Origin of the sequence: Shewanella xiamenensis, assembly GCF_024971755.1 — a bacterium.
Classification (GTDB): domain Bacteria; phylum Pseudomonadota; class Gammaproteobacteria; order Enterobacterales; family Shewanellaceae; genus Shewanella; species Shewanella xiamenensis.
Window position 1 is genome coordinate 3241477 of sequence record NZ_CP079718.1, and the last position, 24501, is coordinate 3265977.

Below are 24501 nucleotides of genomic sequence, written 5' to 3' on the forward strand. Positions count from 1 at the left end.
ATCGTTCATTTTATCGACTATTTATTAAACTATTGAGATCATGATTAAAAAAAATCGAGGCATTTTGCCTCGATTTCTTTAGTCTGAATTCAAGCTTAAAAACTAGCGAACCCGACGACGTAACCAAACTAAGGGTAAGGCTAATAACCACGCGAAAGATGCTGCGCCTTTACGTTCATAATTCCCCGTATCAGTGCTTTCATCCACGGTACATGCTTCACCGTTAGTGGTAGGTTTAAGCACAACCATACGTGGAATATAAGCTGTCACAGGGTCACCATTACCGCTGAGTTCAAACAGAGGTAGGCCATTTTCACCAACGATAATGTTGCCATCTTTATCGAGTTGGTATGAAGGCTTGCGAATGAATGCAGTACCAACAATAGTACCCTCTTCATTTACACTGGCAGCTTCGACAATGAGAATATCACTGTTATAGCTTAATACCTTGCCTGTTCCATCCTTAACTTCAACCTTGTGGCGAGCCCAATTACCATCAGCCCCCTTTTCAAAACCTTTAGATTCACAGGTCAGCAAATTATTGAGGTTATTGAATTCACCCGTTGATTTCTCATACAGGAAGCCAGCCTTAGGGCGTGGCTTTTCTTTATCATAGGTGGTTTCAATATAACCAACGACTTGACCTTTGTTATTGATATCCTTCGCTTTGCTAGATAGATCTGTGGTTGTCGCAGCAAAATCATTAGGCGTCACATAAGGCACATCTGGGGTATTAATATCAAAATAGAAGAATTTATCGCGTTGGTAACCTTGGATATAACTACGATAACTTCCCACAACAATTCCATTGTCGTTTACATCGTAGGCAATAGAGCTCAAAATTGAGTCTCCCATTGGGATCCAATGGTATTGATATTTACCCTCTGCATCTTTGGTCCAATAGGCCGCATCTTGACGTAATCTATCGGTATTACCGTTACGGTAAACATGTGAGCGACCAGCCACCACACCGTCGTTATTCACGCCTAATGCCTGTGCAGTAAATGTCAATGTATTGTCACTGGCGGGAGTTAATCCTAGCGGTAACTCAGTGCCAGTAGCAATGCCATTATCTAGTTGCCAAACATAAGCACGGGTTTGGTACTGGATGTTACGCGTGCCTTGAGTATTAGGATATTGCTCACGCTGAATACACACATCTAATGGCAAAGTGTTATCAGTACCTAAACAGTAAGCAACCCGATCACCACCATACTTGCTGATATTAGTGCTAGCATAACCCACCACTAAGTTATTATTGTTAACTGCCGTTGCCGCAGACCAACCACCGAGCTCTACAGTCTTATCATCCTTAACATATTGAGTATAAGGAGGTGGTAATGGGATCTCGGTGTCACCCACTTTGGCAACACCACGGTACTCATAATCGCGATAATACCAATAGTCGGTTGCATTATCTGTGGTTGCAGTATTTTCTGTCTTCTTTTCAGGGGCAGTCATGCTGCCAACTTTCACACCCGCATCATTGATGCCGTAGTAAAAAGTATCAACTGAATTCACAACCGAAGAATCACTTGGTGGCGTGGTACCATTGATGCTGTCAAAGGTTGGCTTCCACGCACCAGTGGCACCATTTTGCGCAGCGATAAAGGCAAAGTTATTCGCAATAATGGCCGCTGTAATTGAATAGGTGATAGTTTCCTCTGAGGCAATACCATCTTCAACATCAATCACACCACCCTCAACATCGGATGTACTGAGTTTTTTCTTGCCTTTGGCGATACCGATCAGTTCATCGTTGCCATTAACACCTAAAGCGTAACCATTACGCGTACCTTGGAGGGTATCTGCAAGTGGTAGATCATAATTATCAATGTTAACAATTTCATAGACTGGTGCAGCATGGGCACTGTGCAATACGCCAAGGACACCTAAGGCAACCAAGGACAGGGCTTTATCCAACTTTAACTTCATTAATTCAATTCCCATTTTTATTATTGGTTTACTTCAGTGACTCAAGCTCTTCCCATCGCTCGAAGCAAACTTCCAATTGCTTTTCTTTATCCGCTAACAAGCTCAATACCTGATTGATTTTATCCTGCGTCTGACTATAAAAATCTGGGCTTGCCACTGTGGTTTGTAAATCGAGGATTTCGGCCTCTAATTTCTCCATCAACTCTGGCATTGCCTCTAACTCACGCTGTAATTTATAGGACAGTTTTTTTGCGGCTTTGGCAGGCTCAGCCACTTTAACCTCAGCGTTTTTTGCCGTCGCAGGAGCTTCGACCGTGTTTGCTTGACTAGGTTCCTCAGAATAAAACTTTGCACCTTGATCGATAGCATCTTGGTAACCGCCAACATACTCAGTCCAGTGACCATTACCGGCATACCACCAACTGCTGGTCACGGTATTATCGATAAACGCCCGGTCATGGCTGACCAGCAACAACGTGCCTTCATATTCAGTCAGCAGCGACTCTAGCAATTCTAGGGTCTCAATATCAAGATCGTTTGTTGGTTCGTCCAGAATGATAAGGTTTGCGGGACGAATGAGTAACTTCGCCAGTAATAAACGGTTTTTCTCTCCGCCTGATAGCGCCTTTACCGGCGTTCTGGCACGCATTGGTGAGAACAAGAAATCCTGCAAATAACTTAAAATATGGCGATCTTGACCATTGATAGTGATGGTCTTTTTACCCTCACCCACGTTATCTTCAACAGTTTGCTCAGGATCCAGTGCTTCACGGTATTGGTCGAAGTAGGCGATTTCGAGCTTAGTACCGACTTTCACTTCACCCGATTGAGGTTGTAACTTCTCAATCAATAATTTAATTAAGGTCGATTTACCACAGCCGTTGGGGCCGATAAGCGCAATACGATCACCACGCATCACTGTGGTATTGAAGTTTTTGACCAGATTTTTATCAGGTAAATTATAGTTTAAGTCCTTCACATCAAAGACCAATTTACCAGAACGCTCAGTATCTGCCACCGCCATTTTGGCATTACCCTGACGATTCAAGCGCTCACTGCGTTCTTGACGCAAGGCTTTTAACGCACGCACACGGCCTTCGTTACGGGTGCGACGCGCCTTAACACCTTGGCGGATCCAGACTTCTTCTTCGGCTAAGCGCTTATCAAATAATGCGTTTTTCTCAGCCTCGACCCGCAGCCATTCTTGTTTACCATCAAGATAGGCTTGATAATTACCGGGCCATGACGTCACGACACCGCGATCTAAATCCACAATCCGTGTGGCCATGCGGGCAATAAAGCCCCTGTCGTGGCTGATAAACACGATGGCGCCTTGGAAATCCAGCAGGAATTTTTCTAGCCACTCAATAGTATCAATATCGAGGTGGTTGGTTGGCTCATCGAGTAGCAATAAATCTGGCGCGCTGACTAACGCACGGGCAAGTGCCACTTTACGTTGCCAACCCCCAGATAATTCACTTAAAGATTTATCGGGATCTAACCCCAAAAGCTCACAATTTTGATTGATCCGCGAGTCAAGTTGCCAACCATTATGGTGGTCTAACGTCTCCTGCAACTTTTGCATTTGATTGAGCATGCGCTCCATTTGCTCAGGCTCAGCAAAAGCGACATCGTGGGATAATTGATGGTATTGCTCTAGAGCTTCACCTACTTCTTTTAAACCTGCTGCAATGTAAGCGTAAACCGTACCCTGCTCAGCTTTAGGTGGATCTTGCTGTAACCGACTGACCGTGACGCTACCATCGATGTTAAATTCACCTTCATCGAGCAGCACATCGCCGGATAAAATCTTTAATAAACTCGACTTGCCTGCACCGTTACGGCCAACAATACAAACCCGCTCGCCGCGCTCAATAGTAAAATCAGCATGCTGTAATAGCGGGGTATAACCATAGGCTAACGAGCCATTATTGATACGAACCAGACTCAAACTAAGCTCCTAAAAATTCTTGTAATTGCGTGGCATCAAAGGGCCAACTTAAATAACGCTCGTCCAGGGCTTTAACCACAGGAATCGACACGCCATAACGCTCTGCTAGGGTTTCATCATCGCAAATATCGATGGCCGTAAAAGGCACCTCTGCGGCATTTAATAATGCCGCCGCCAGTTCGCATAAATGGCAACCTTCGGTGTGATACAACACATAGCTTGCCTGCAATGTATTATTTATCTGCATGGGTAATTAACCAGGTGTTATGGATATGAGGATTACGTTTGTAATCCAGCGGCAACGTCATGTCGTCGATGTTTTGCACCTTAATTTTCATTTTGGTTAAAGTTTCAGTGTCCATCTTAAACTTGCGCTTATTGTTGGAGAACACCAATTCACCGTTTGGACTTAACAGCTTGATTAGCATACCGAGTAAATTCACATGATCACGTTGCACATCGAAAGAATCTTCCATGCGCTTGGAGTTGGAGAAGGTAGGCGGATCGATAAAAATTAAATCGTATTGTTCGTTACAATCGCGGATCCACTGCAAACAGTCAGCCTGAACAAATTCATATTGCTTGCCAGACAAATTATTAAGGGCAAAGTTCTCTTTCGCCCAAGCAAGGTATGTGTTTGACATATCAACCGTCGTGACCGACTTTGCGCCGCCTAATGCAGCATGCACTGAGGCAGAACCTGTGTAAGAGAACAAATTCAGTACCCGGCGGCCCTTAGATTTTTGCCCCACTAAACGGCGAGTTAATCGATGATCGAGGAACAGCCCAGTATCTAAATAACCCGTCAGGTTTAGCTTAAATTTAGCGCCATATTCAGTGGTGGTAAGCTCTAACTTACGTTCATCCAACTTTTGATATTGGTTAGTGCCCTTTTGACGCTCGCGGGTCTTCATAATGATTTTGTGTGGATTAACGCCAATGGCCGCAGGCAAAGCCAGCAGCACATCACTTAAACGACGTTTAGTGACGGCCTCAGGAATACTGGCTGGTGCCATGTATTCTTGTACCACAACATAATCAAGATACTTATCAACTGCGACGTTATATTCAGGAATGTCAGCATCATAGAGGCGATAACTATCAATCCCCTCTTTTTGGGCCCACTTCTCAAATTGCTTAGCGTTTTTCTTTATACGGTTAGCAAAAGCAGGCGCGATATCGGCAATATCGACACCCTCTGGCAACACTGGCGTATCGCGGCGAGTACTCTGCGCGTGAAGCGTGTATAAGTTAAAAGCGCACTCTAACGCACCGTTAAACATCTTCATCTGTTTATCGGCTTTGAGTTTCAATGCCGAGATAAGCTCGATATCGCTACACAGCATGGCCACTTTCCAGCCACCAAATTCTTTTTTGAATTTATCGCCTAATTGATAGTACAGCTGCAACAGCTCAGACACACTGCCTAAACGCTCGCCGTAAGGAGGGTTGGTGATGAGGTAACCTTCAGCCGCTGGCGGCTCCACATTAAGGGCATTTGCCACCTTAAACTCAATTAATTCAAGTACGCCTGCATTTTGCGCGTTACGTTTTGCTAACGCCACTAAGCGTGAGTCGATATCCGAGCCATAGAACTTGACTTCGCAGCGCTTTACTCCTAACGATGCACGCGCTTTAGCTTCTTCGACAATTTCGTGCCAAGTGGCCTTATCGTGACGACGCCAATGTTCGAAACCAAAACGGCTGCGTTGTAAACCTGGAGCAATATCGGCGGCCATCAAAGCCGCTTCAATCAACACTGTACCGCTACCGCAGAAGGGATCGAGTAAGGTAGTCGGCGCGGCTTTCCAGCCACTACGAACCAGCATATTCGCCGCGAGATTTTCTTTTAAAGGCGCTTCACCTGTGGTTGAACGGTAACCACGTTGGTGCAGTGATGGGCCAGAAAAATTCATCGCAATGGTAATGACCCCATTGCGAAAATGGGCATCAACTTTAATGTCGGCATCGATACGGGCGACGTTTGGACGGGCATCACCATCATCACGGAAACGGTCAACAATCGCATCTTTAATCTTTAGCGCGCCAAACTGGGTATTGTTAATAAAACCACCCGTGCCATGGAAATCGATACTAAAGGTGTTGCGATTAGAGAAATGTGCTGACCAATCAATGCAGTAGGCTGCATTATATAATTGCTCCGCCGACTCACAGGGGCCCTTATAGATTACCAGTACAATACGGCTGGCTAAACGCGTCCACAGGGTAATGCGATAGGCTAAAGCCAGAGGCGCGGTAAAATAGACACCGGCTACACTTTCTTTAATCTCGGTCGCACCAAATTCTGTCAGTTCTTGGGCTAAGCTATATTCAAAGCCCTTAGGGGCGGCAGCAAAAAAATTAAGCATGGGATAATCAATACGCAGTCAAAATCAAACCGACATTATACCTGCGAAGCCACATAAAAGATAAACAGTTATTAGCCAAAACTCGATTTAGTCAGGTAGTTAATCCACATTTAACCCATTAAAATCCGATATCAAGGTCAATACTGGGTAAATTCCCCGCACTACGCTTTATATTTAAGCATTCGTCCGCTTTTTTAGAATTCCTCCTTGCAATGCCACAGCGCTGCCGTTATAGTCTGCCCCGCTTTGAAGACGGACGCGGGATGGAGCAGCATGGTAGCTCGTCGGGCTCATAACCCGAAGGTCGTTGGTTCAAATCCAGCTCCCGCAACCATTTAAAGCAAACATAAGTAATACAGATAGATATCGGACGCGGGATGGAGCAGCATGGTAGCTCGTCGGGCTCATAACCCGAAGGTCGTCGGTTCAAATCCGGCTCCCGCAACCAATTCTAAGATGACAGAATTAAAACAGTGATCAACAGCGTTAATCGGACGCGGGATGGAGCAGCATGGTAGCTCGTCGGGCTCATAACCCGAAGGTCGTTGGTTCAAATCCAGCTCCCGCAACCAATTTAACAATGATAACGACCAGACCAGCATCAGCTGGTTTTTTTGTGTCCGAAATTTATCGTACTGAGTTTCACCATGCTAGCTTGTCGGGCTCAGCCCTTTATAAACAACAGGCGAAGGTCGTTGGTTCAAATCCAGCTCCCGCAACCAATTTAACAATGATAACGACCAGACCAGCATCAGCTGGTTTTTTTGTGTCCGAAATTCCTCGTCACCTGAGTTTCACCATGCTAGCTTGTCGGGCTCAACCCTTTATAAACAACAGGCGAAGATCGTCGGTTCAAATCCAGCTCCCGCAACCAATTTAACAATGATAACGACCATACCAGCATCAGCTGTTTTTTTTGTGTCCGAAATTTATCGTACTGAGTTTCACCATGCTAGCTTGTCGGGCTCAACCCTTTATAAACAACAGGCGAAGGTCGTTGGTTCAAATCCAGCTCCCGCAACCAATTTAACAATGATAACGATTAGGCCAGCATAAGCTGGTTTTTTTGTGTCCGATATTTATCGTACTGAGTTTGGCTTGATTTACTCGAATCGTTTATCGAATTACTTTAGTTACATCCTGAAATGACTGATAAAAACGGAGGCATTAACTCGCAGAAAAATTGCAGTGTTAGCTGATATTTGTACCAACTTCGTCTTAGCCACTTATTGCCGATTGCCTTTGCGGTTGCCGATCTTCACAAACCCCAGTTTAGTATTCATTTTTCGCTCTAAATGCCGCCATAGTCGTTTGCCGCCCAACACGCATTTCTGCTATGATCCGTCGCTGACTAATCATAATTCCACAAATTGGCAGATAATCAGCACTCAAGCTTTATCTTGCGATACCAATCCATCGCCTGCAGGTACAAATATGATTAACCACTTTAGTGTGCTTGGTATCAAACCTAGCGCCAAAGAAGACGACATTAAAAAAGCCTATCGTCGGCTCTCAAACAAGTATCATCCTGATAAGTTGTTAGGTGCCTCTGATGACGAAAAAGAGCAAGCGTCACAGCAACTTGAACGCGTCAAAAAAGCGTATGAAGTCTTGTCCGATCCGAAGCTTAGAAATGCGTTTATCCGAGATTTCAACAATGTGATAGTGACCGACCCCAATGGCGCAATGCGTGAATTATGGGATCAGTTCTACCCTTAATATTTTATTTTTAGCGCCGAATTAACGAGCGGTTAAATCCGCACTTTCTACGCCGAATAAATTATTTCTGCGCTTTATTTCGAGACAAGCCCATGGCCAAAAAACTGAATATCTCACGCATTAATGAGCTTAAGACCAATGCCTACGACAATATCGAGTCCTATGATGACCCGGATACCCCCAAGGCACTGGAACAATTTACCAGTCAAATCAAAAAAGTATTACAAGCCGATCCTAAAATGCTCGAGTCGGTACCCGAGTATTTGCCGGTTGCACTGTATGGCCGAGTCAAATTTCCAAGTGATGCCAAGTTCAAATGGGCCCATTGGATCAATACGGCAACGCAACCTGAGTGGGATGAGTTTAAGGTCACAATCGGCTTTAACAATGCCGATTTGCCATTAGTGCTAGCGGTGCGTGCTTACTCAGAGGATTTACTGATTGAAAGCTGCGCAGTACTGTACTTATTGGAAAACCAAGGCAAAAGTACGCCAGCCCCTAAACGCAGCGCTGATGATTTTGAAGACGAAGACAGTGATTACGCCGACTATTCCGATGACGACGATGATGACGGCGAAGAGGAAGATGGCTATTACGATCAGTACGATGATGAGGACCGCTAATGAACACCAGTCTCATTGAGATAACCGTTGCCGAGATTAAAGAGCTCGCCGATGTCGAGCCAAAACAGGCCAGTAAACGTTTCGAACTCATCGCCACCACAATGAACGATGAGCAATTAGTCGAAGTCATTGAAAAAATGGATATTGTGACACTGACGCAAATCAACAGTCACCACGATATCTCCTGCCCGTCAATTATGTCGGAGCTGATGACACCTGAGCAAATTCGCGACATCGTCTGTCAGCAACCTTTGTATTGGGAGGAAAAAATCAAAAACAATGCCGAAGAACTCATTCAGCATACCTTTGATTTTTTAACTTATTTAATTCGTATTCAAGATAGCGAAGAAAAACAAACCGCTATTTTAGAGTGCATTGCCGAAGATCCCGCCGGCCTCTTCTATCTGTCTATCCCTTTTATCGAGATGATGCTGGGCGAACGCCACGACGATGAAGACCACTTCAACGATTATTATGACGATGAAGAAGATACTGATACCGTCGGCTATGACAACCGCGTCGCCAGCGAAGAAGCCCATAGCTTAAGCCTAGATGACCCACGTAGTCTGATGGCATTAATCCATGAGCTGGCACCCGATGTAGAAAAAGCCATTAAAAACCTGCTGCGTAACGAAAGCTCTGGCTGGGAAATGATCATTAACAAATTCGTTAATGAATTAGTTATCCAAGCCAAAGAGAAAAACCAAGTCACGGATGAATACGCAGAAGTGGATGATATGTTTAGCTTTTTAGATTAAGGATCCCTAGATGCAACTGGTACTGCGTGATTTAGACCAAGGCCCATACCTGAGTAAGGTGTTGGCCAAAGGCCAAGCAGACAACACCCTTAGCGGTGAGCAGCTCGCACAAATCAAATCTAAAGCCATTTTGATGAGCCTCAAATTGGCAGATAAGTTCTACAACAAGTACAAGATGCACTTACTGGAACAAGCGGCGCACGATGTGATTGGCGTCGTTAGTCTCGGGTTAATGGAACTATCGAATAAAGATCAACAACAGGCATTGCGTTTATTGCTCACCAGCGACGGCGTGGTCAAATGCTTCCAAAAGGGTTGGAGCATGCTCAGCGTCGTCAGCAAACATAAGCTGGTGAATGGTAAGTCGCTCTATGGTGACGTGGATAAATTCCTGCTGGAACAAGTCTCTACGCCACCTGACGCCGAAGAGTGGCTGGGCTATGAGGCCTACCAGGACGCATTGGCCGAGCACCAACGTCAGCAATCGATTGCGGCGCTAATGGCGCAGTTTTATGCCCAAACCAGCTACGATCCTTTGGATTTCTTAAATCTAGAGAGCGTATTGGCCGAAGCAGTGTTGTATCGGATGTTGTTTGATAATGCCAAAGTCAGACAAGATTTGAAAAAGCGCATTGCCAAAATCAGCTTGCAGGACGAATGGTTTAGCCTTGAGTATATCGAGCAGCAAACTCAAAAAGCCTTGGCGGAACTCCCCGCAGAGCTGGCAGAGACTATCGGTAAAGATTTGGGGAAAAACTTTGCGCCAGCATTGCTGCGGACACTGCATTTTGCAAAAAGCTACCGTGAGCTGCTGCTCAATGACGCCTCACCTGAGCGTTTAGAAAGATTCGAGCATAAAGAAGGACTCGTCGGCCTACTCGGCTGGCCGCTTTATATCGTGCTGTAATCCTTAGCGGGGCGCTAATCAATTAGCGCCCTGTTTTTTATCTGTCGTCTGAATTTGCTTACGCTTCCTTTATCGTCTCGCCACCAGCCGCAATAACAAATACAGGCATGGTTGCATCGGGGCGTAGATAGCCCCAAATCCTGATCCCTTGAGCTTCTTTACTGTAGGAGAGCCGATACTTATGCAGTTGCGCCTCAATATAATCTGTAAAATCCGTGGTCTTTTCCGGCAGCAATCTGCCGCGGTGCTCTCTTTTCAGCGGATCAATTTCAAGCCACTCAATCCTCTCGCAAATAGCGAGTAACTCGTCCCACCACACTGGCGTAAAACCAGGGTTTGGCTCAACATCTTCCAGCAACTTGTAGCGCACATGGGGCACAAAGTCCGACGACTCGTGAAGCGCCTGCTCAAGCTTACGCCATTTAGTAAGGTTCATCACTGAGGTTAATTGATACTGATTGAGGTACGCCAAGGTGTCTGCATTCATTGCGATGAGTGTGCTCCCTGTGAGTAAAAATCCATAAGTGGCGTCATCTTAGCTTAAGCGAGGATGTACTTACAGCGACTTAGCTTGAATTTCAAGCACGCTATAGTCCGTTAATATAGCCAGTTAATATAGTCAATTAAGTAAGTGATGAATTAAGTAAGTGAATCAAAGTAAAAAGCCTGCAACAGCAGGCTTTTGATATTTAAAGAAAGAGGCTAACGCTTAACGGTATGTCAGTGTTGTCGTATCCGTTAATTTATCATTGTCTTTAACGGTTAATTCGACGGTATGCTCTCCGCGGCGCGCCAGACGCAGTACTACAGGACCATTGGCGCGGGTGCCATTATCAAACTTCCACTTATGCTGCTTAATAACCCCATCGGTGTCATAGCTAGTCGAAATAAACATATCGACCAGCCATAGATTGATGCGCTGAATTTGGGCAACGGGTGGTTTCTTCACATTTTCAACCACCACTGACACCATTTGCGAGCTGCTATGGCTTAAGCCGTCATTGTCCGTTACGGTTAACGTCACTAGATAATCACCACTTTGCGCATAAGTGTGTGATACCGCCTCTCCAATACCTTGACTATTATCGCCAAAGTCCCACTCAATAGAGACAATTTGGCCGTCGCTATCAATGGAGGTTGAAGTCAGTTGCACACTCGCACCATTCACTACCTGAGTGAAGCTGGCTTCAGGAGCTACGTTTTCCGCTTCGAGCAGGAGTGAAATCACCACAGGATCATGGTCAGATGATCGATAAGCATCACTAGCGTACAAGTCTTGCACCTGCGCAGGGGTCTTAAACTCTTCGTTGTAATCTAACACACGTGGTTCGTCGGTATTGATATGCCACTCAGTCACATCTAGGACTTTATCCACTAACGCAGCATTCGCGAGCGCATGGTCTAACTGTCCCGATTCACCCGAGAATACATAGGAATAAGGATTAGCTTTTTCAAGTTTGGCGAACAACTCACTAAAGCCAGCGTTAGCCAATGCCATCAGCGGGTCTTCCTTGGCGTAGGAGTTTAAGTCACCAATCAGCAGTACACCTTGCTCAGGATACTGCGCGGCAATCCACTGCCCTGCCGCCGTTGCTGCACGACTACGGGTAATATTGCAGTTGCCTTGACCATCGTTCATATCTGGATCGCCAGCACACTCACTGCCTTTAGATTTCAAGTGATTAACAGCAACCACCACGCTTTCCTCACTGCCGTTTAGCGCGAAGGCTTGAGTCAACATAGGGCGATTTTTGCTGTCGTCGAACAGCGGCTGCGCGGCGTCATCTAAGGGAGAGTTAGCGCTTGATAAAATACGCGCATCCCCCTGAGGGCTCACTTTGTCACTGCGATAAATTAAACCGACGGTAATCGCATCCGTACCTATCGCACTTAAGCTGCTGCCATTGACCTTTGGAATAACATAAGCATAGCGATTTTCACCCACGGCGGCATTGAGGCCCGCCACGAGATCGGCAATCGCCGAGTTGGCGCCAAAGCCATCGTTCTCGATTTCCATCAGACCAAACACATCGGCACTGATCCCCACCATAGCGCTGACAATCTTCGCTTTTTGACGCTCAAACTCACTCAGGGTATTGGCACCACGCGCAGTGGGGAAACCACTGCCCTGTCCATCGCCATTAAAGTAGTTCAGTACGTTAAAGCTGGCGACTTTCAGGTTGCCGCCTTCGGCAAGCACTGGTAATTGTGGACGAGGATTTTCCGCTACAAAATTAACGGGCTCAGTCGGCATAATGCGATAAAGATTAAAGCCATAGTGCATAACACCAGTAAGGCTCGTGGCTTTATCACCCACACGCACAGTGTTCGATGCGCTTAAACCTGGCGCAGGGAAAATAACCGGATCAGGGTTCTGCGCCGTTAAGCCATCGTCGAGTAAAATACTATCTTTGAGATTGGCCGCCGTGACGGCTAAAGCATCGGCACCTGGCGCAGCGACTTGTGTCCCAATAAAGTGACGGCTGCTACCGAGTGAAATTTCACCATAGCGGCCCAAATTGTAGACTTCGTTCACGACCAGATCTTGGCTAAAGCGTACGCGCATGCCTTCAAAGGGCTCAAAATCATCGCTTGAGTTGACGGGTAAAGTTACTACCGCGGCACTCGGCAAAGCTTGTCCTGCAACGCAAAGTTTATGATCGGCAACGGTCGTCAGTTCCGTTAAGCCTTGATATTCAGTGACTTTAGCCTTTAAGCGTACACGGTCGCCCGCCACGTAACCCGTAGGCGCATTACCGGTATAAACAAACACCCCTTCCGAGGTTTGTGGATCGTTATCGGCTTCGTTGTCGGCCATTTGCACGAAGATGCCCTTTAGGCCTGCTTCTTGGTTACTCACCACAATGGCTTCTACCACTAAGGTTTGTCCATTTAACGGACTGACATTGGTCGAACCTTGCAGAGCATGGATAGGCGTTGAGGCTTCACCACAGGCTAATGAACTCGGTGGCGGCTCAACAGGATCGGTTGGTGTGCCCGCGCTAAACTTACCCAAATCCGAGATATCGTCTTTGGCAAAACCTAACCATGTATTAAAGGTGACAGCATCATCAATAATAGGATCGGCGATTAACTGATCGGGATTGCGGCGTAGCGTGTTGTCCTGGGTCGATAAATCGCCACTGCCCCATTCACTGCCAGGATCGACGCCCACTTGGCCTAAGCTATCAATCACTTGGTCTTGATAGGTCAGCACAATGGCATCATCACCATTGAAAAAACTCGCGCTGCTTTGTTGATTCGTCACCGCCAGAATATAGGCCGATGCGTCGTTATCAGCGACAACATAAGTCGCACCTGCGCCTAAGGTGCCGTTCAGGGCGATAGTCGTGCCCACATTTGTGCTGCCATTAAAATAGAAGCGCAACTGATACTGGCTTAAGTCGATGCTGTTGGCGGTTGGGTTGTACAGCTCAATGGCTTTGTTATTGCCGCTGCCTTCAACATATTCAGAAATAATTAGATTATCGGCTGCATGAGCAACGCCACAGATGCTACTGATGGCTAACGCCAACAGCGTTTTGTTATTAAACATAATGACCCCTAAAAGTATCTTTTATATTGATATTTGAGTTTATGATTGACCATTTTACGAAGCATTCAGCTTCGAAAACTGACGATACTATAGGGAATCAAGGTTACAAATTAGTTGCACTTAAGTTGCAACTTAAGGTGGATATTTAGGCGACGATTTAGCGGATTGTACTAGGAAAAATAGCGAAGATGGCGAGCCTAACTCACCATCTTGTTAACATCCATTACGGTTTCCCGTTATAGCGGTTGCAGCTGCTCATCGAGCAGCGTCACCAACAACAACTCTCCCCGTTCGCTGACTCTAAACTCACCGTATTTGGCTTGGCTGAAGTGGTCAGCTTGGCCCTCTTCAAAGAAAAAACTATTTGAGGCCAGCTTTACCCTATGATTGCGCAGGCGAAAATCTACCGTGAGTTGATCGGCGGCTTTGGGCTGGTCACGGTAAATACCGACAAAGTGCGCCACTTTTTGCGAATCGAGAGTCAACAGTAGTTGCCCCTGCGTCATCCCCTCAGGCAACGCGGCGCGTACCTCCTGTGCAATGGCATATTCCAAGGCCATATAATCCCCCTGCATAATCGAGCGAGGATCCACTGGCGCTAAGGCAAAACGCACCACTTTGCCATCTTGCAATAACTGCTCAAACTGGGCGATTCGCCAATTCACCATCGTCAGCAAGGCCACCACAGTAACAACAACCAATAATAGGACTCTTCGGTGGCTGTTCGCTAAATACAACATCGCCGTCCCCATTACACATGCTCCTCTAACTCAGCTTGTGCGTCTGAGATAGGAAAGTAACGCCACATCACTAATCTCGCGGCAAGCAGTAACAATCCTAATCCCATCAAATACAGCGACTTAAGCATCAGCGTTGTCTCTAATGAATAATAATAACCACCAGCAAAAACCAACCCTGAAGCAATACCCATTCCCCTCAACCAAGACTCATTTGCATAGTGCCCCAACAAGATGAACCACACAGCTGTCGATAAACCCTGCATGGGTAAAGACAGTGCAGTAATCAGCACTAGGCCTAAAAACGCAAACAACCCACTGGGGGCGGTGAGTGAGATTTGCCATTGGTTAAACAGACTAACGAGTAGGAAACCACAAAGAGTAAATACTACGAGTAAATGACTAACTGCCATTCCCGACTGCCAACCGGATATAAATAACGCCTTAAAGATCCTATCCATACTGAAGACATGTATTAGTTGAATGGAGAGCAAAAGTGAAGCAGCACCATAGACCAACATCCTCGCCCGCTGATAGTGATATCCTGTGCGATGGATATTTAATAGCACCACACTCAGTAACGACACCAGCAAAGTCGGTGTTAAGTTGAGTAAATGCCACTCAGCCAACAGCCCCGTCAAACAGGCTAATAAACAGAATGCAAATACCCATTGAGCAACCTTGTGTTTTATCATGCCCCAAAGCAACAGAAACAAAGCGGCCATACTCAGATACCAAACAAGATTAAAGGTATCGCCGAGCAAATCAAACAGTCCCCAAGCAAGGGCAAGCGTACCGCTTAAACATGAGGCAAAGGCAAATTGCTGTAAAAAGTGCTGTTGGCGCCCGCCCCAATACAAGGCGAGTCCTAAGCCTAAATAGATACAACCGATAAACAGAGCGGCTCCCCCTTCGAATCGCCCCCACACACTATCGAAAAGTGACGCCATAAAGCCCAATAAAAACCAGGCGGCAATCCAAGCTGCAAAGGCTTGCATCAACGCAATATACCGAGGTGTTTCATGGGATTGGGGCAGTTCTGGTGCGTTCACTACGCCCTTTGCATACAAACTATTCCAAAGCGTTTGCGCCGCTGAAGCACTAGGATCTTGAGTCGAATCAGTGAGGGGGTTATTCATGACTCAGCTCCTCTCCTACGAGGGATATTGGCGTCATTTCGGCGCTAAATTGCCGTTGTAATCGTATTAACACAGTACTCAAGCCGGTACTTGCCAAAATAATATAAAGCCCAATCAATAAAAAGCCGCCTATAGGATCGCTATTCTTAAACAGCAGTTCGGTTAATAGCGCAGCACCCACAGCAATCAAACTAAAACCGCCCAAAGCCAACGGATAAATCTGTAATAATCTGTGCCTGAACCACCAGAATCCCAGCAACAAATGAATAAAGTAACCAGCCCACACACCTACAAGTAGTGGCTTAGAATCACTGGGTTCAAAAATCATCCAACAGAGCAATAAGGTAAAACAGCCCATGGCCACAAGTGAACTCGCATACTGCATAAGTGGTGCATGCCAGCGATTGCTCTGGCTTTTTCCCATAAAAACAAAAACATAATAGATAGTCAGATTAATTGCCGCAAAGACAAATAACCAAATCTGTTCATCCAAAAGGTAGGACGCGGTATCAGCAAAGAGTCCAAGGCTTAAATTAACTAACCCGAGTAATAACAACCATAAGCCATCAAAACCTGCCACCCAAGCTAAGGGGATAATGGCTAATGCCCACAACGCAAATAGCTGCCAAGGATCCGCTCCCGTTTGATAGGTCTGGCCCACCAAGGCTAAAAGTCCACCAATTAACATACTCACCACTAACAGTGCCACGTTTGCAAGCGTGGCACCAAAAAGATGATGATGGGCATCAACTTGCCTCAACATGCTGCGGTAATACAGCCAAACAAAGCACACAAGGCTAATCAATAGCGCGGCTTCAATCAGGGCAAATTTGCTTATTCTGTCTAGGGACTGCCAATTGTAAGCAAAAAAGAAAATAATCCCCGTCACTAGGCTTAACGCCCCCGCCCACTGAAGCAAAAGGGATAATAACCGCTGCCAACTGAGAGAGTTGGGCGACACCAATACGCTGCGAAACAACTCATTTGCGTGCGCCCGAGTAATATGTCCTTGCTCCAGCCACTCATAAACTTGAGAAGTAAGATTGCGCAATATGAAACTTCCTTATTTTTGATACTGACTCACACAAAATACGCATTTAACCAACTTAAGTGCAATAATTAATTGTATTAACTTGTCTCTGTTAAAGATAAGCTTAAGACTTCACGATAAACAGGATAACTTATGCGACTAGCTGTATTACTGAATTTACTATTAGGCCTAGTGTTGAATTTATTCAGTGTTGCAACTGCAGGTCCCCTTTCTCCCGCTCAGACAAAACCCGTTATTCGTGTTGGGGGCTATCAATTTGCTCCCTATGTCAATTTACAGAGCGATGGCCGTTATACAGGCTTAACGCTTGATCTCATCAACGCCCTCAACCAAATTCAGCAAGAAATCAGCTTTGAATTTGTCTCCACCAGCATAGAGCATAGATATAAAGCCTATGCAGCTGGAAGATTCGATATGATCATGTTTGAAAATCCACGCTGGGGGTGGGAAAAACTTAATACAGCATTTATCCCCCTACATATCCATGATGGCGAAGTCTTTATCGCCCTGAAGGAAAAAGTAAAAGATCCTCAGTTTTTTGCTCTGTTCAAAGAGCGAACGCTAGCATTAGTTAAAGGCTACCACTATCGCTTTGCCAACTTCGAAACCGATCCTGCAGTGCTAGAAAAAAACTACAAGGTCGTTTTTGTAAACAGCAATAAAGCATCCATTGAAACCGTACTTCGAAAGCGCGCAGAAATTGCCCCAGTGACCATTTCCTACCTCAATTTTTACCTCGCTTCAAATCCGCAAGATCAACAACTCTATGTATCAAATCAATGGGATCAACATTATTATCATGGCGTGTTAATCAATCCACATTCGAAACTACACCCAGATAAACTCAACCTTTGGTTACAGCAATTGCAGCAAAACGGCAAACTCACAGAGCTCGTGCGCCAATATGGATTAGAGCTCGCCAGCGAACACAATAGTGCAGGACAAATCACACACTAAGATGTATTGACAGCAATTTAGTGAGCACTATGGTGCCTAAAAGGCAATATTTAATCTCGAGCCCTCGTGCGAACTCGATATTGATAAAACGGATTAGTGCAATGCTCCCAACAACGTAAATAATGATACCAACAACAGGCTCAATGCCATGATATATAAACCAAACCTCTTCTCGGGTGGACCAAGTTTGGCTATATGACAATGCCAAATAGCAAAAATACCGTAATTTAAACCGATAAATAGTAATAAACTGTAGGCATACATACGAGGAACGACACCTAGCGCGCAAGCAAATAAGCAGAGGCTCGTTGTGATGAAAAAGCCCATTTGGCAATAGAATAAACTAAGTAACACTTGCTTATTCAATTGAGCAATATTGGCTCCCTGAAGCATGGCTATAATCTGTAATCTTCCTTGCGATAGGTAATAAATACAAATCATCAAGCTCAATAACGCCGCCACCAATATACTTAACTGCATAATATTTCCCCTCCTCTGATGCTTTTCAAGAATTGAGAATAGTGCATCTGATTGCATTAACTGTAAGACCAGCTTAAGCCTAGTTACATTTCGTAATGGGTATGAGATGGATTTAAATCGAGTCGCAGGAATATTATTGAAAGACAAAAATAAAGGAGCCTTATGGCTCCTTTATCATTGATAATATGGCATAAATCAGTGATGACAATGCTCATCATGAACGTGATCATCGTCCATAAACTCATCATCGCCGTCTTGGTGTTGCATCACACCCCAACCATCGGTCATGCCGCCAAACTCGGCCGCAAAATCATTGAGAATGGTTTCTTGCTCAACCAAGTCATCGTAGTCTGGCACCATGTTGATGCATACGATGATTTCCCACTTGCCTAGCTCATCATTCAAATTCAGCTCAACTTCACCTTCGAGATCCGAATTGGCTAATTCTTCAAGTGCAGTTTCAGCATCACGCTGATCATCAAAAACTAAAAAGAAATCAACATCGAGGGCTTTAGTAAGGTCAATTCCGGCTTCAGCCATTGCGGCCAGCATTTTGCCATTATCGTCGTCTGGAAATTGCATATCCTACTCCACAGTATCAGGCTTATTCAGCCGCAATGATTTGAACCGATTCACCGTTAAAACTGACAATATCACCCGCAACGACTTTTTTACGTTTGCGGGTTTCTACTTCGCCATTGACGGTAACCAAACCTTCATCAATAACATGCTTCGCTTCGCCACCGGCATTCGACATACCTTGTACCTTTAATACTTTGTACAATTCAATAAAATCTTCGCCGGGATGCAAAACTAACTGATTAATTTGCGTCACTTAAATACGCCTCAAAAAATAAACCTGCGGCATTATAGCAGCATGTCCATTGCGATGCAGATAATTTAACTTATCTTTGCCTTTCATCGGCGAGCAGGCCATAGGCGCATTCATCTAGCCACTCATCGCCTATCTTAAAATGCTGCCTAAATACGCCTTCGAGTTGAAAACCACATTTTTCCATCACTCGTGCCGAACCTATATTGTCTTTGGCGCAGTATCCGACGAATTTATGTATTGATAAGCTCAAACATGCCCAATCGATGACAGCTTGCAAACTCTCAGTGGCATAGCCTTTGCCTTGTCCCGCGTGCGCCAGCAAATAACCGACCTCTGCACGTTGTTCCTCCACACTTTGGCAATGAAGACCGGTTAAACCGATAAACTCACTGGTATCCAGCGTTTCGATCGCCAGCGTAAGCCAATTGCCAGAGGTATAGTCCCAGGTGACTGAGCGCTGCTCAAACTTTTGCCGGATCACTTCGGGAGCTTCAGGAATACGCACGTAGCGATTGATGTCAGGATCTTGATGTAATGCCAAGAAGTGTGGCCAATCCTGCTCTTGTAAACTGCGAAGTCTTAGTCTGTCGGTATAGAGTTCAAGCATAGCGGCTCCCCAATGGATGGACGAACTAAAAAAAATGGCAGCCAAACGCTGCCATTGTCTCGGCAAGAAGACGATTAACCGCGGCTGGTGACTTCGAGTAAGTGGTAACCAAACTGGGTTTTAACTGGACCTTGAACCACGTTTAATGGCGCACTAAATACGACCTCATCAAACTCACGCACCATCATGCCTGGGCCGAATGAACCTAATTCACCACCTTGTGCACCCGATGGGCATGAAGAATGGGCACGGGCGATTTGCGCAAAATCGGCACCATCGAGGATCTGTTGTTTAAGTGCTTGGCACTGCTCTTCGCTGCTCACTAACAAATGTCTTGCTGTAGCCTGAACCATGATAAAACTCCCTGAATAATCCTGAGACATTTGCCCCAAATATCATATGGTTCCCGTTTTTATGACTGAAAACGGGATGTGAATGTTGAGTATAAAAACATTCTGTTTAATTAAAAAGTCTTAAACCGCGCCGTCATTAATTTTGTTATCGATAACGGCGCAGCATAATCGCCTCTGTGTTAAGCCTTAGTCGCCGCTATCCAACGGTCGATCTTCTGCTCCATCACCGCCATAGGTAGTGAGCCAGAAGTCAGAATCTGATCATGGAAAGCTTTAAGATCAAACTTATCACCTAGGGCTTTTTCAGCACGCTCACGTAGGGCAAGAATTTTTAGTTGACCCACTTTATAAGACAATGCTTGGCCAGGAATTGCCATATAACGTTCAACCTCGGCAATAATATCCGACTCGGCCATGGGCGAATTGTCCTTCATGTATTGAATCGCTTGTTCGCGACTCCAGCCTTTGGCATGTAATCCCGTATCCACCACCAAACGCATCGCACGCAGCATTTCGTCTGAAAGCTTACCAAAGTACTGATAAGGGTCGCCAAAGAGCCCCATTTCGATGCCTAAGTATTCAGCATACAGCGCCCAGCCCTCTTCAAACGCAGTATAACCGCTGAAGCGTTGAAACTCAGGTACACCCGTTAACTCTTGCTTAATGGCGATTTGGAAATGGTGACCAGGTGCCGCTTCATGCAGTGACAGTGTCGTCATGCCCCATTTCGGCTGAGCTTTCAAGTTGTAGGTGTTGATATAAAACACCCCTGGACGGCTCCCATCTACAGCTGGTGATTCATAGGATGCGCCCGCAGCCGATTGCTCTCTAAAGCTTTCAACCGGTTTAACCACATAGTCGGCCTTTGGCATTACATTAAAATACTGTGGCAATACTTGGTTAATCTTATCTTTCAATACCATATAACCATCGATTAAGCCTTGGCGATCGCCATAGAAGTATTGTGGCTCAGACGATAAAGAGGCAAAAAAGGCTTTTAAGTCACCTTTAAAACCCACTTGCTCACGGACTTTGTCCATCTCAGAAAGGATTCGTGCGACCTCATTCAGACCAATTTGGTGAATTTCATCCACTGGCATGGTTGTGGTGGTATGAGAATTGGCTAAATGCTGATACCAAGCTTTACCATTTGGTAGACCAGACCAACCATCCGTTGCACGGGACTTAGGCAAATAAGTCTGCTTAAAGTAATCGCGCAGCCCCGCTAATGCAGGCACTAAACGCTCTTTAATCATCGCCTGATAACTTGCTGTTAACTCAGCTTTGTCTTGCTCTGAAAAACCTTCTGGGAAGTGATTAATCGGTGAATAGAAAATACTTTGGCTGGCATCGGTCGTCAGCATAGCATCTAGCTGTGGAATAATACGCTCAACCAGCACTCGAGGAAGTACAACCTTACTTGCAATCCCCTCATCCATACGCTGTTGAGCAAGCAGGATCCACTGAATGAAACCATTCACACGCTGTTCCCAATTGCGGTAATCTTGAACGGTATTAAAAGGCTGAGCACTTTCACCACTTCCTAGCTGCACCATAGTTATAACAGTACTGTAAAACTGGCTGATAGGCATAAAGCGTGACGGATAGGTTTCATCAACTAACGCTATTTCACGATCATAAACAAACAACGAATAACTTAATTGCAGATCCGCTGGTAATAGCTCAACATCAATAGCCTTAACTTGTGCTAGATAGCGGGTATTTAGATCGTGTCGAGCCTTAAGATACTCTTCAGTTAAATCACCACCAAACTGCGCATTGTAGTCGTTAACACCCACAAAAGTGGCGTAAATAGGCTCGAGCTTCAAGTAGTCTTTAAAATAGCCATCGACGAGTGCAACATAACGCGACTCAGCCGTTTGGTTTTCTGCTTGAGTCGCTGGGGTCTGCGTTGCCCCTTCCTGTGTAACAACTGTTGTTTCAGGCTTTGAACATCCCTGTAGTGTTAGCACTAAGGCTATCGTTCCCGCAACTACACTTAATTTCATTTTTTATATTTCTCCTTTTACGTCCGAGATAGCCAGACTCTTCCTATACTTACTGAAAAGTCTACTTACGGGATTATTCTATGATCTACTCATTTCGTAACTCAGGTTTTAGAGATCCAGAAACAGGGGTTTACAACCAAACTTATTTCATGGAAGTCTTTAACCGAGAATGGCATAGGCATATACGAGAACAGCAAAGCTTGGCGCTATTGTATCTGTGCCCTCACATTCATGAAACCGTTAAACAACCGCATTTACTCGAATTTTTTACTAAACAAGTACAAGAAGCACTGCTAAGAGCAACAGATTTAATTGCTAGATTAGACCACAATCATTTTGCCTTAGGATTATTCAATATTGATGAAGCTGGTACCGAAGTTGTTCTTAATCGCATAGCAGATCATATTCAAGAATTTAATCAAGAGTTTGGCAAAACTCATAAGCTAAAAATTGACTACAAACTCGCAGCTTGCCTTTGCTTACCGACTCAAGAACAAAAAATTGAATCTATATTCAATAATGTTTCCAAACTTTCACAAGAGCTTGAACGTAAACAACAGCAATCCCAGGCATTAGTAAAGCTTCAATAAACAAAAAGCCCCTTTCGGGGCTTTTTAGATCTACCTAGCAAATTAGATGAATTACAGTTCGACGTTATGCATACGAGCTTTCTCTTTGATGTAAGAGATATAGCTGTTTGCACTCTTCTCTGTCTTCTTATCTTTCGCAGCTAATACAGCACGATTATAAGCAGACTTATACTGTTTCAAACTAAGATGAGCTAAAGCCAGCTCGAAGTTTGCTTCACCGGGATGTTCAATACCTAAAGAGATTGCTTTTTCAAGCACTGGAATCGCTTCATTATATTTCTCACCCAAGCTCAGTAAACGACCTTGCTTCAGATATAGCTTACCATCATTGCTGATTGCAGCAGCTTTACCATAAAAGTCAGCGGCTTCTTTAAACTCTTTCGCATTTTGGTAAAAACCAGCCAAAATCTCATAAGATTTAGCATCTTGTGTGATTAAGCCCGACTTCATATGCTTCTCAAAAACTTTCGCTGCTTGGTATGGCGCCCCCTTCTGAGCCATCAGCTGAGCTAAACGAGTAATGTTAGCTCCAGTTTCTAAGAAACCATTACGATATGCCAAGTCATAAGTCGCTAGCGCTTTATCATAGTCTTCGACCATTAGATAAAATTGTGCGAGCTGAACCCATAATCTGCCGTCATCCGGAAATAACGGTACCATGACTTCTAACACACCAACGGCTTTCTTATATTGCTTCTGATTAAAGTAAGACGTTAACTTCATCTGATACAGACCTTTATCAGGTGACTCAGCAAGTGAAAGGCCTTTATCAGCCACTTCAATTACTTTATCCCACTGCTTAAGTTCTGTATGTGCAATACCAATGCGACGGTACATCTGAGAATCAGTCTTACAGGTGAAATCCATCCATTTGTAATAGTATGGAATCGCTTCCTTAAACTTTTTCTCTTGTAACAACAAATCAGCATAAAGGCGCAATGTTGCAGCGTGATCGGTACCACCTAAAATATCAGCTTCAACAGCTTGTTTTAGGTACTTGATCGCGGTATCCATCTTGCCTTTTTCGGCATAGAAGTTACCTAGCATACGCGCGACATAGGCTTTATCGAAATCATTCTTTGGGTTTGCTTCTAACAGAATGGCAATCGCTTCGTCAACTTGACCATTCGTATAAGCTTCAAAGGACTTCTGGACCTTTTTCGCAGCACTCTCACCTACCGCTTTAGATTGACGTTTATCAACTTCACACTTTTCAGCTGCAATAGCAGAAGAAACTGATAACGCACCACCACAAAGGGAAAGTAATAACGCAACTGCGATTTTATTAGCATTACGCATTATTAATTGCCTCCTTTGTCTAAAGTGAAGTCAAGTTGTACTGTCATACCAGGTTGTTTAAGTGGCTTACCATCAACAATCTTTGGTTTGTACTTCCACTTTTTCAGTGCTCGTATTGCTTCTTTATCAAATAAACGTTTAGGTTCTGCTTGAATAACTTCAACGTCATCAACACCACCTAACTCATTAATTGTAAAGCGCAATTGCACCCAACCTTCTTTACCATCACGAGCGGCTGCGATTGGATATTGTGGCTCGATACGAACGATTGGTGTTGCATCGCCGTCACGAGTCATCATATTACCCAATTTAAAACCACCGGCACTGTGACCACCAGCTTCAACGCCTCCCATATTGAACGACATAGACGTATCAATATTTGATGAAGTATCTGGTGGCGCAGTTTGAGGTTTCTCAGGCTGTGCTGGTGGTGGTGGCGGTTTAGGCACTACCCTTGGCTTATTCTGTGCTTTTGCATCCTGTCTATCCATGGTGATTTCAATTACAGGGGTCTCGGCCGATGTTTCAGCGCGTTGCGCCCCACCACCGACCAAGAACGCCATAAAAGCGAACAGACCAAAAGTCACAGCAGCACCAATAATGATTGATACTAGTGCTCTTAGCAT

Annotated in this window: 23 protein-coding genes and 3 tRNA genes; 9 read left to right on the forward strand and 17 right to left on the reverse strand. The window is 45.0% G+C overall.

The annotated features are described in order from the left end of the window. Positions 1-102 precede the first annotated feature (102 nt). Genes KXJ80_RS15490 through rlmKL form a run of 4 tightly spaced genes read right to left on the reverse strand, consistent with a single transcriptional unit; the run spans position 103 to position 6255 of the window. Complete coding sequence (locus KXJ80_RS15490) at positions 103-1935, reverse strand: DUF3466 family protein (protein ID WP_218738370.1); 1833 nt, start codon at positions 1933-1935, stop codon at positions 103-105. Positions 1936-1963: 28 nt separating this feature from the next. Continuing rightward, positions 1964-3886: an ABC transporter ATP-binding protein gene (locus tag KXJ80_RS15495; RefSeq protein ID WP_037417369.1), complete on the reverse strand. Its 1923-nt coding sequence runs from the start codon at positions 3884-3886 to the stop codon at positions 1964-1966. Position 3887: 1 nt separating this feature from the next. Next, positions 3888-4133, reverse strand: a complete 246-nt coding sequence (locus tag KXJ80_RS15500; RefSeq protein WP_218738369.1) for a glutaredoxin family protein — start codon at positions 4131-4133, stop codon at positions 3888-3890. Then, entirely contained in the window at positions 4120-6255 is a 2136-nt protein-coding gene (gene rlmKL / locus KXJ80_RS15505; protein WP_037417364.1) for a bifunctional 23S rRNA (guanine(2069)-N(7))-methyltransferase RlmK/23S rRNA (guanine(2445)-N(2))-methyltransferase RlmL, read from the reverse strand. Before rlmKL ends, KXJ80_RS15500 begins: the two co-directional genes overlap by 14 nt. A 257-nt stretch (positions 6256-6512) precedes the next feature. Between rlmKL and KXJ80_RS15510 the strand changes: the two genes are divergently transcribed. The 7 genes from KXJ80_RS15510 to atcC all read left to right on the forward strand — a co-directional run bounded on the left by KXJ80_RS15510 (position 6513) and on the right by atcC (position 10262). Beyond that, a tRNA-Met gene (locus KXJ80_RS15510) sits at positions 6513-6589 on the forward strand. Between the two features lie 37 nt (positions 6590-6626). Continuing rightward, a tRNA-Met gene (locus KXJ80_RS15515) sits at positions 6627-6703 on the forward strand. A gap of 47 nt (positions 6704-6750) precedes the next feature. After that, positions 6751-6827: transfer RNA gene (locus KXJ80_RS15520), tRNA-Met, on the forward strand. 862 nt (positions 6828-7689) lie between these two features. Continuing rightward, the gene (gene atcJ / locus KXJ80_RS15525; RefSeq protein WP_037417359.1) at positions 7690-7974 is read left to right on the forward strand and encodes a cold adaptation protein ActJcold adaptation protein ActJ; all 285 of its coding nucleotides are present in this window, start codon (positions 7690-7692) and stop codon (positions 7972-7974) included. A 92-nt stretch (positions 7975-8066) separates the two neighbouring features. Continuing rightward, the gene (gene atcA, locus KXJ80_RS15530) at positions 8067-8597 is read left to right on the forward strand and encodes a cold adaptation protein AtcA (protein ID WP_218738368.1); all 531 of its coding nucleotides are present in this window, start codon (positions 8067-8069) and stop codon (positions 8595-8597) included. Then, complete coding sequence (gene atcB, locus KXJ80_RS15535; protein WP_037417354.1) at positions 8597-9355, forward strand: cold adaptation protein AtcB; 759 nt, start codon at positions 8597-8599, stop codon at positions 9353-9355. Before atcA ends, atcB begins: the two co-directional genes overlap by 1 nt. A gap of 10 nt (positions 9356-9365) precedes the next feature. Then, positions 9366-10262: a cold adaptation protein AtcC gene (gene atcC, locus KXJ80_RS15540; RefSeq protein ID WP_218738367.1), complete on the forward strand. Its 897-nt coding sequence runs from the start codon at positions 9366-9368 to the stop codon at positions 10260-10262. A gap of 58 nt (positions 10263-10320) precedes the next feature. Here the strand turns inward: atcC and KXJ80_RS15545 are convergent, their stop codons facing one another. The 5 genes from KXJ80_RS15545 to KXJ80_RS15565 all read right to left on the reverse strand — a co-directional run bounded on the left by KXJ80_RS15545 (position 10321) and on the right by KXJ80_RS15565 (position 16745). Further along, positions 10321-10749: a DUF6678 family protein gene (locus KXJ80_RS15545; RefSeq protein WP_218738366.1), complete on the reverse strand. Its 429-nt coding sequence runs from the start codon at positions 10747-10749 to the stop codon at positions 10321-10323. 222 nt (positions 10750-10971) lie between these two features. Continuing rightward, positions 10972-13818, reverse strand: a complete 2847-nt coding sequence (locus tag KXJ80_RS15550; RefSeq protein WP_218738365.1) for an ExeM/NucH family extracellular endonuclease — start codon at positions 13816-13818, stop codon at positions 10972-10974. 236 nt (positions 13819-14054) lie between these two features. Continuing rightward, on the reverse strand, positions 14055-14570 hold the full coding sequence (locus tag KXJ80_RS15555; protein WP_037417311.1) for a GDYXXLXY domain-containing protein: 516 nt from the start codon (positions 14568-14570) through the stop codon (positions 14055-14057). Then, the gene (locus KXJ80_RS15560; RefSeq protein WP_259474462.1) at positions 14570-15694 is read right to left on the reverse strand and encodes a DUF4401 domain-containing protein; all 1125 of its coding nucleotides are present in this window, start codon (positions 15692-15694) and stop codon (positions 14570-14572) included. The genes KXJ80_RS15555 and KXJ80_RS15560 overlap by 1 nt, the downstream gene beginning before the upstream one ends. Beyond that, the gene (locus KXJ80_RS15565; RefSeq protein WP_218738363.1) at positions 15687-16745 is read right to left on the reverse strand and encodes a DUF2157 domain-containing protein; all 1059 of its coding nucleotides are present in this window, start codon (positions 16743-16745) and stop codon (positions 15687-15689) included. The genes KXJ80_RS15560 and KXJ80_RS15565 overlap by 8 nt, the downstream gene beginning before the upstream one ends. A gap of 132 nt (positions 16746-16877) precedes the next feature. On the opposite strand from KXJ80_RS15565, the gene KXJ80_RS15570 reads away from it, so the two are divergent. Continuing rightward, positions 16878-17702: a transporter substrate-binding domain-containing protein gene (locus KXJ80_RS15570; RefSeq protein ID WP_037428116.1), complete on the forward strand. Its 825-nt coding sequence runs from the start codon at positions 16878-16880 to the stop codon at positions 17700-17702. A 93-nt stretch (positions 17703-17795) separates the two neighbouring features. On the opposite strand, the gene KXJ80_RS15575 is transcribed toward KXJ80_RS15570, so the two are convergent. From KXJ80_RS15575 to KXJ80_RS15600, 6 genes are all read right to left on the reverse strand, one after another. After that, complete coding sequence (locus KXJ80_RS15575; protein WP_169546682.1) at positions 17796-18182, reverse strand: hypothetical protein; 387 nt, start codon at positions 18180-18182, stop codon at positions 17796-17798. A 195-nt stretch (positions 18183-18377) separates the two neighbouring features. Further along, complete coding sequence (locus KXJ80_RS15580; protein ID WP_037417296.1) at positions 18378-18764, reverse strand: ribonuclease E inhibitor RraB; 387 nt, start codon at positions 18762-18764, stop codon at positions 18378-18380. 22 nt (positions 18765-18786) lie between these two features. Next, a complete protein-coding gene (locus KXJ80_RS15585; protein ID WP_037417290.1) occupies positions 18787-19017 on the reverse strand; it encodes an RNA-binding S4 domain-containing protein in 231 nt (76 codons plus the stop codon). Between the two features lie 70 nt (positions 19018-19087). Beyond that, the gene (locus KXJ80_RS15590) at positions 19088-19624 is read right to left on the reverse strand and encodes a GNAT family N-acetyltransferase (RefSeq protein ID WP_218738362.1); all 537 of its coding nucleotides are present in this window, start codon (positions 19622-19624) and stop codon (positions 19088-19090) included. Between the two features lie 74 nt (positions 19625-19698). Further along, on the reverse strand, positions 19699-19977 hold the full coding sequence (locus KXJ80_RS15595; RefSeq protein WP_011623210.1) for a peptidylprolyl isomerase: 279 nt from the start codon (positions 19975-19977) through the stop codon (positions 19699-19701). Positions 19978-20156: 179 nt separating this feature from the next. Beyond that, entirely contained in the window at positions 20157-21986 is a 1830-nt protein-coding gene (locus tag KXJ80_RS15600; protein WP_218738361.1) for a DUF885 domain-containing protein, read from the reverse strand. A gap of 80 nt (positions 21987-22066) precedes the next feature. On the opposite strand from KXJ80_RS15600, the gene KXJ80_RS15605 reads away from it, so the two are divergent. Next, on the forward strand, positions 22067-22576 hold the full coding sequence (locus tag KXJ80_RS15605; RefSeq protein ID WP_037428125.1) for a diguanylate cyclase domain-containing protein: 510 nt from the start codon (positions 22067-22069) through the stop codon (positions 22574-22576). A gap of 51 nt (positions 22577-22627) precedes the next feature. On the opposite strand, the gene KXJ80_RS15610 is transcribed toward KXJ80_RS15605, so the two are convergent. Together KXJ80_RS15610 and KXJ80_RS15615 are read right to left on the reverse strand one after the other, a co-directional pair. Then, positions 22628-23875 carry a tetratricopeptide repeat protein gene (locus KXJ80_RS15610; protein WP_037417278.1) on the reverse strand — a complete coding sequence of 416 codons (1248 nt, stop codon included), beginning with the start codon at positions 23873-23875 and terminating at the stop codon, positions 22628-22630. Between the two features lie 2 nt (positions 23876-23877). Then, the gene (locus KXJ80_RS15615) at positions 23878-24501 is read right to left on the reverse strand and encodes an energy transducer TonB (RefSeq protein WP_037417276.1); all 624 of its coding nucleotides are present in this window, start codon (positions 24499-24501) and stop codon (positions 23878-23880) included.

Excerpts from the sequence above, each read along its gene's own strand:
- KXJ80_RS15500 (WP_218738369.1), bottom strand. The coding sequence starts at position 4,133 with ATGCAGATAAATAATACATTGCAGGCAAGCTATGTGTTGTATCACACC.
- KXJ80_RS15600 (WP_218738361.1), bottom strand. The coding sequence starts at position 21,986 with ATGAAATTAAGTGTAGTTGCGGGAACGATAGCCTTAGTGCTAACACTA.
- atcB (WP_037417354.1), top strand. The coding sequence starts at position 8,597 with ATGAACACCAGTCTCATTGAGATAACCGTTGCCGAGATTAAAGAGCTC.
- atcC (WP_218738367.1), top strand. The coding sequence starts at position 9,366 with ATGCAACTGGTACTGCGTGATTTAGACCAAGGCCCATACCTGAGTAAG.
- KXJ80_RS15550 (WP_218738365.1), bottom strand. The coding sequence starts at position 13,818 with ATGTTTAATAACAAAACGCTGTTGGCGTTAGCCATCAGTAGCATCTGT.
- KXJ80_RS15560 (WP_259474462.1), bottom strand. The coding sequence starts at position 15,694 with ATGAATAACCCCCTCACTGATTCGACTCAAGATCCTAGTGCTTCAGCG.
- KXJ80_RS15610 (WP_037417278.1), bottom strand. The coding sequence starts at position 23,875 with ATGCGTAATGCTAATAAAATCGCAGTTGCGTTATTACTTTCCCTTTGT.
- rlmKL (WP_037417364.1), bottom strand. The coding sequence starts at position 6,255 with ATGCTTAATTTTTTTGCTGCCGCCCCTAAGGGCTTTGAATATAGCTTA.
- KXJ80_RS15615 (WP_037417276.1), bottom strand. The coding sequence starts at position 24,501 with ATGCTAAGAGCACTAGTATCAATCATTATTGGTGCTGCTGTGACTTTT.
- KXJ80_RS15590 (WP_218738362.1), bottom strand. The coding sequence starts at position 19,624 with ATGCTTGAACTCTATACCGACAGACTAAGACTTCGCAGTTTACAAGAG.
- KXJ80_RS15545 (WP_218738366.1), bottom strand. The coding sequence starts at position 10,749 with ATGAATGCAGACACCTTGGCGTACCTCAATCAGTATCAATTAACCTCA.
- atcJ (WP_037417359.1), top strand. The coding sequence starts at position 7,690 with ATGATTAACCACTTTAGTGTGCTTGGTATCAAACCTAGCGCCAAAGAA.
- KXJ80_RS15595 (WP_011623210.1), bottom strand. The coding sequence starts at position 19,977 with ATGGTTCAGGCTACAGCAAGACATTTGTTAGTGAGCAGCGAAGAGCAG.
- KXJ80_RS15575 (WP_169546682.1), bottom strand. The coding sequence starts at position 18,182 with ATGCAGTTAAGTATATTGGTGGCGGCGTTATTGAGCTTGATGATTTGT.
- KXJ80_RS15605 (WP_037428125.1), top strand. The coding sequence starts at position 22,067 with ATGATCTACTCATTTCGTAACTCAGGTTTTAGAGATCCAGAAACAGGG.
- KXJ80_RS15490 (WP_218738370.1), bottom strand. The coding sequence starts at position 1,935 with ATGAAGTTAAAGTTGGATAAAGCCCTGTCCTTGGTTGCCTTAGGTGTC.
- KXJ80_RS15555 (WP_037417311.1), bottom strand. The coding sequence starts at position 14,570 with ATGGGGACGGCGATGTTGTATTTAGCGAACAGCCACCGAAGAGTCCTA.
- KXJ80_RS15580 (WP_037417296.1), bottom strand. The coding sequence starts at position 18,764 with ATGCAATTTCCAGACGACGATAATGGCAAAATGCTGGCCGCAATGGCT.
- atcA (WP_218738368.1), top strand. The coding sequence starts at position 8,067 with ATGGCCAAAAAACTGAATATCTCACGCATTAATGAGCTTAAGACCAAT.
- KXJ80_RS15570 (WP_037428116.1), top strand. The coding sequence starts at position 16,878 with ATGCGACTAGCTGTATTACTGAATTTACTATTAGGCCTAGTGTTGAAT.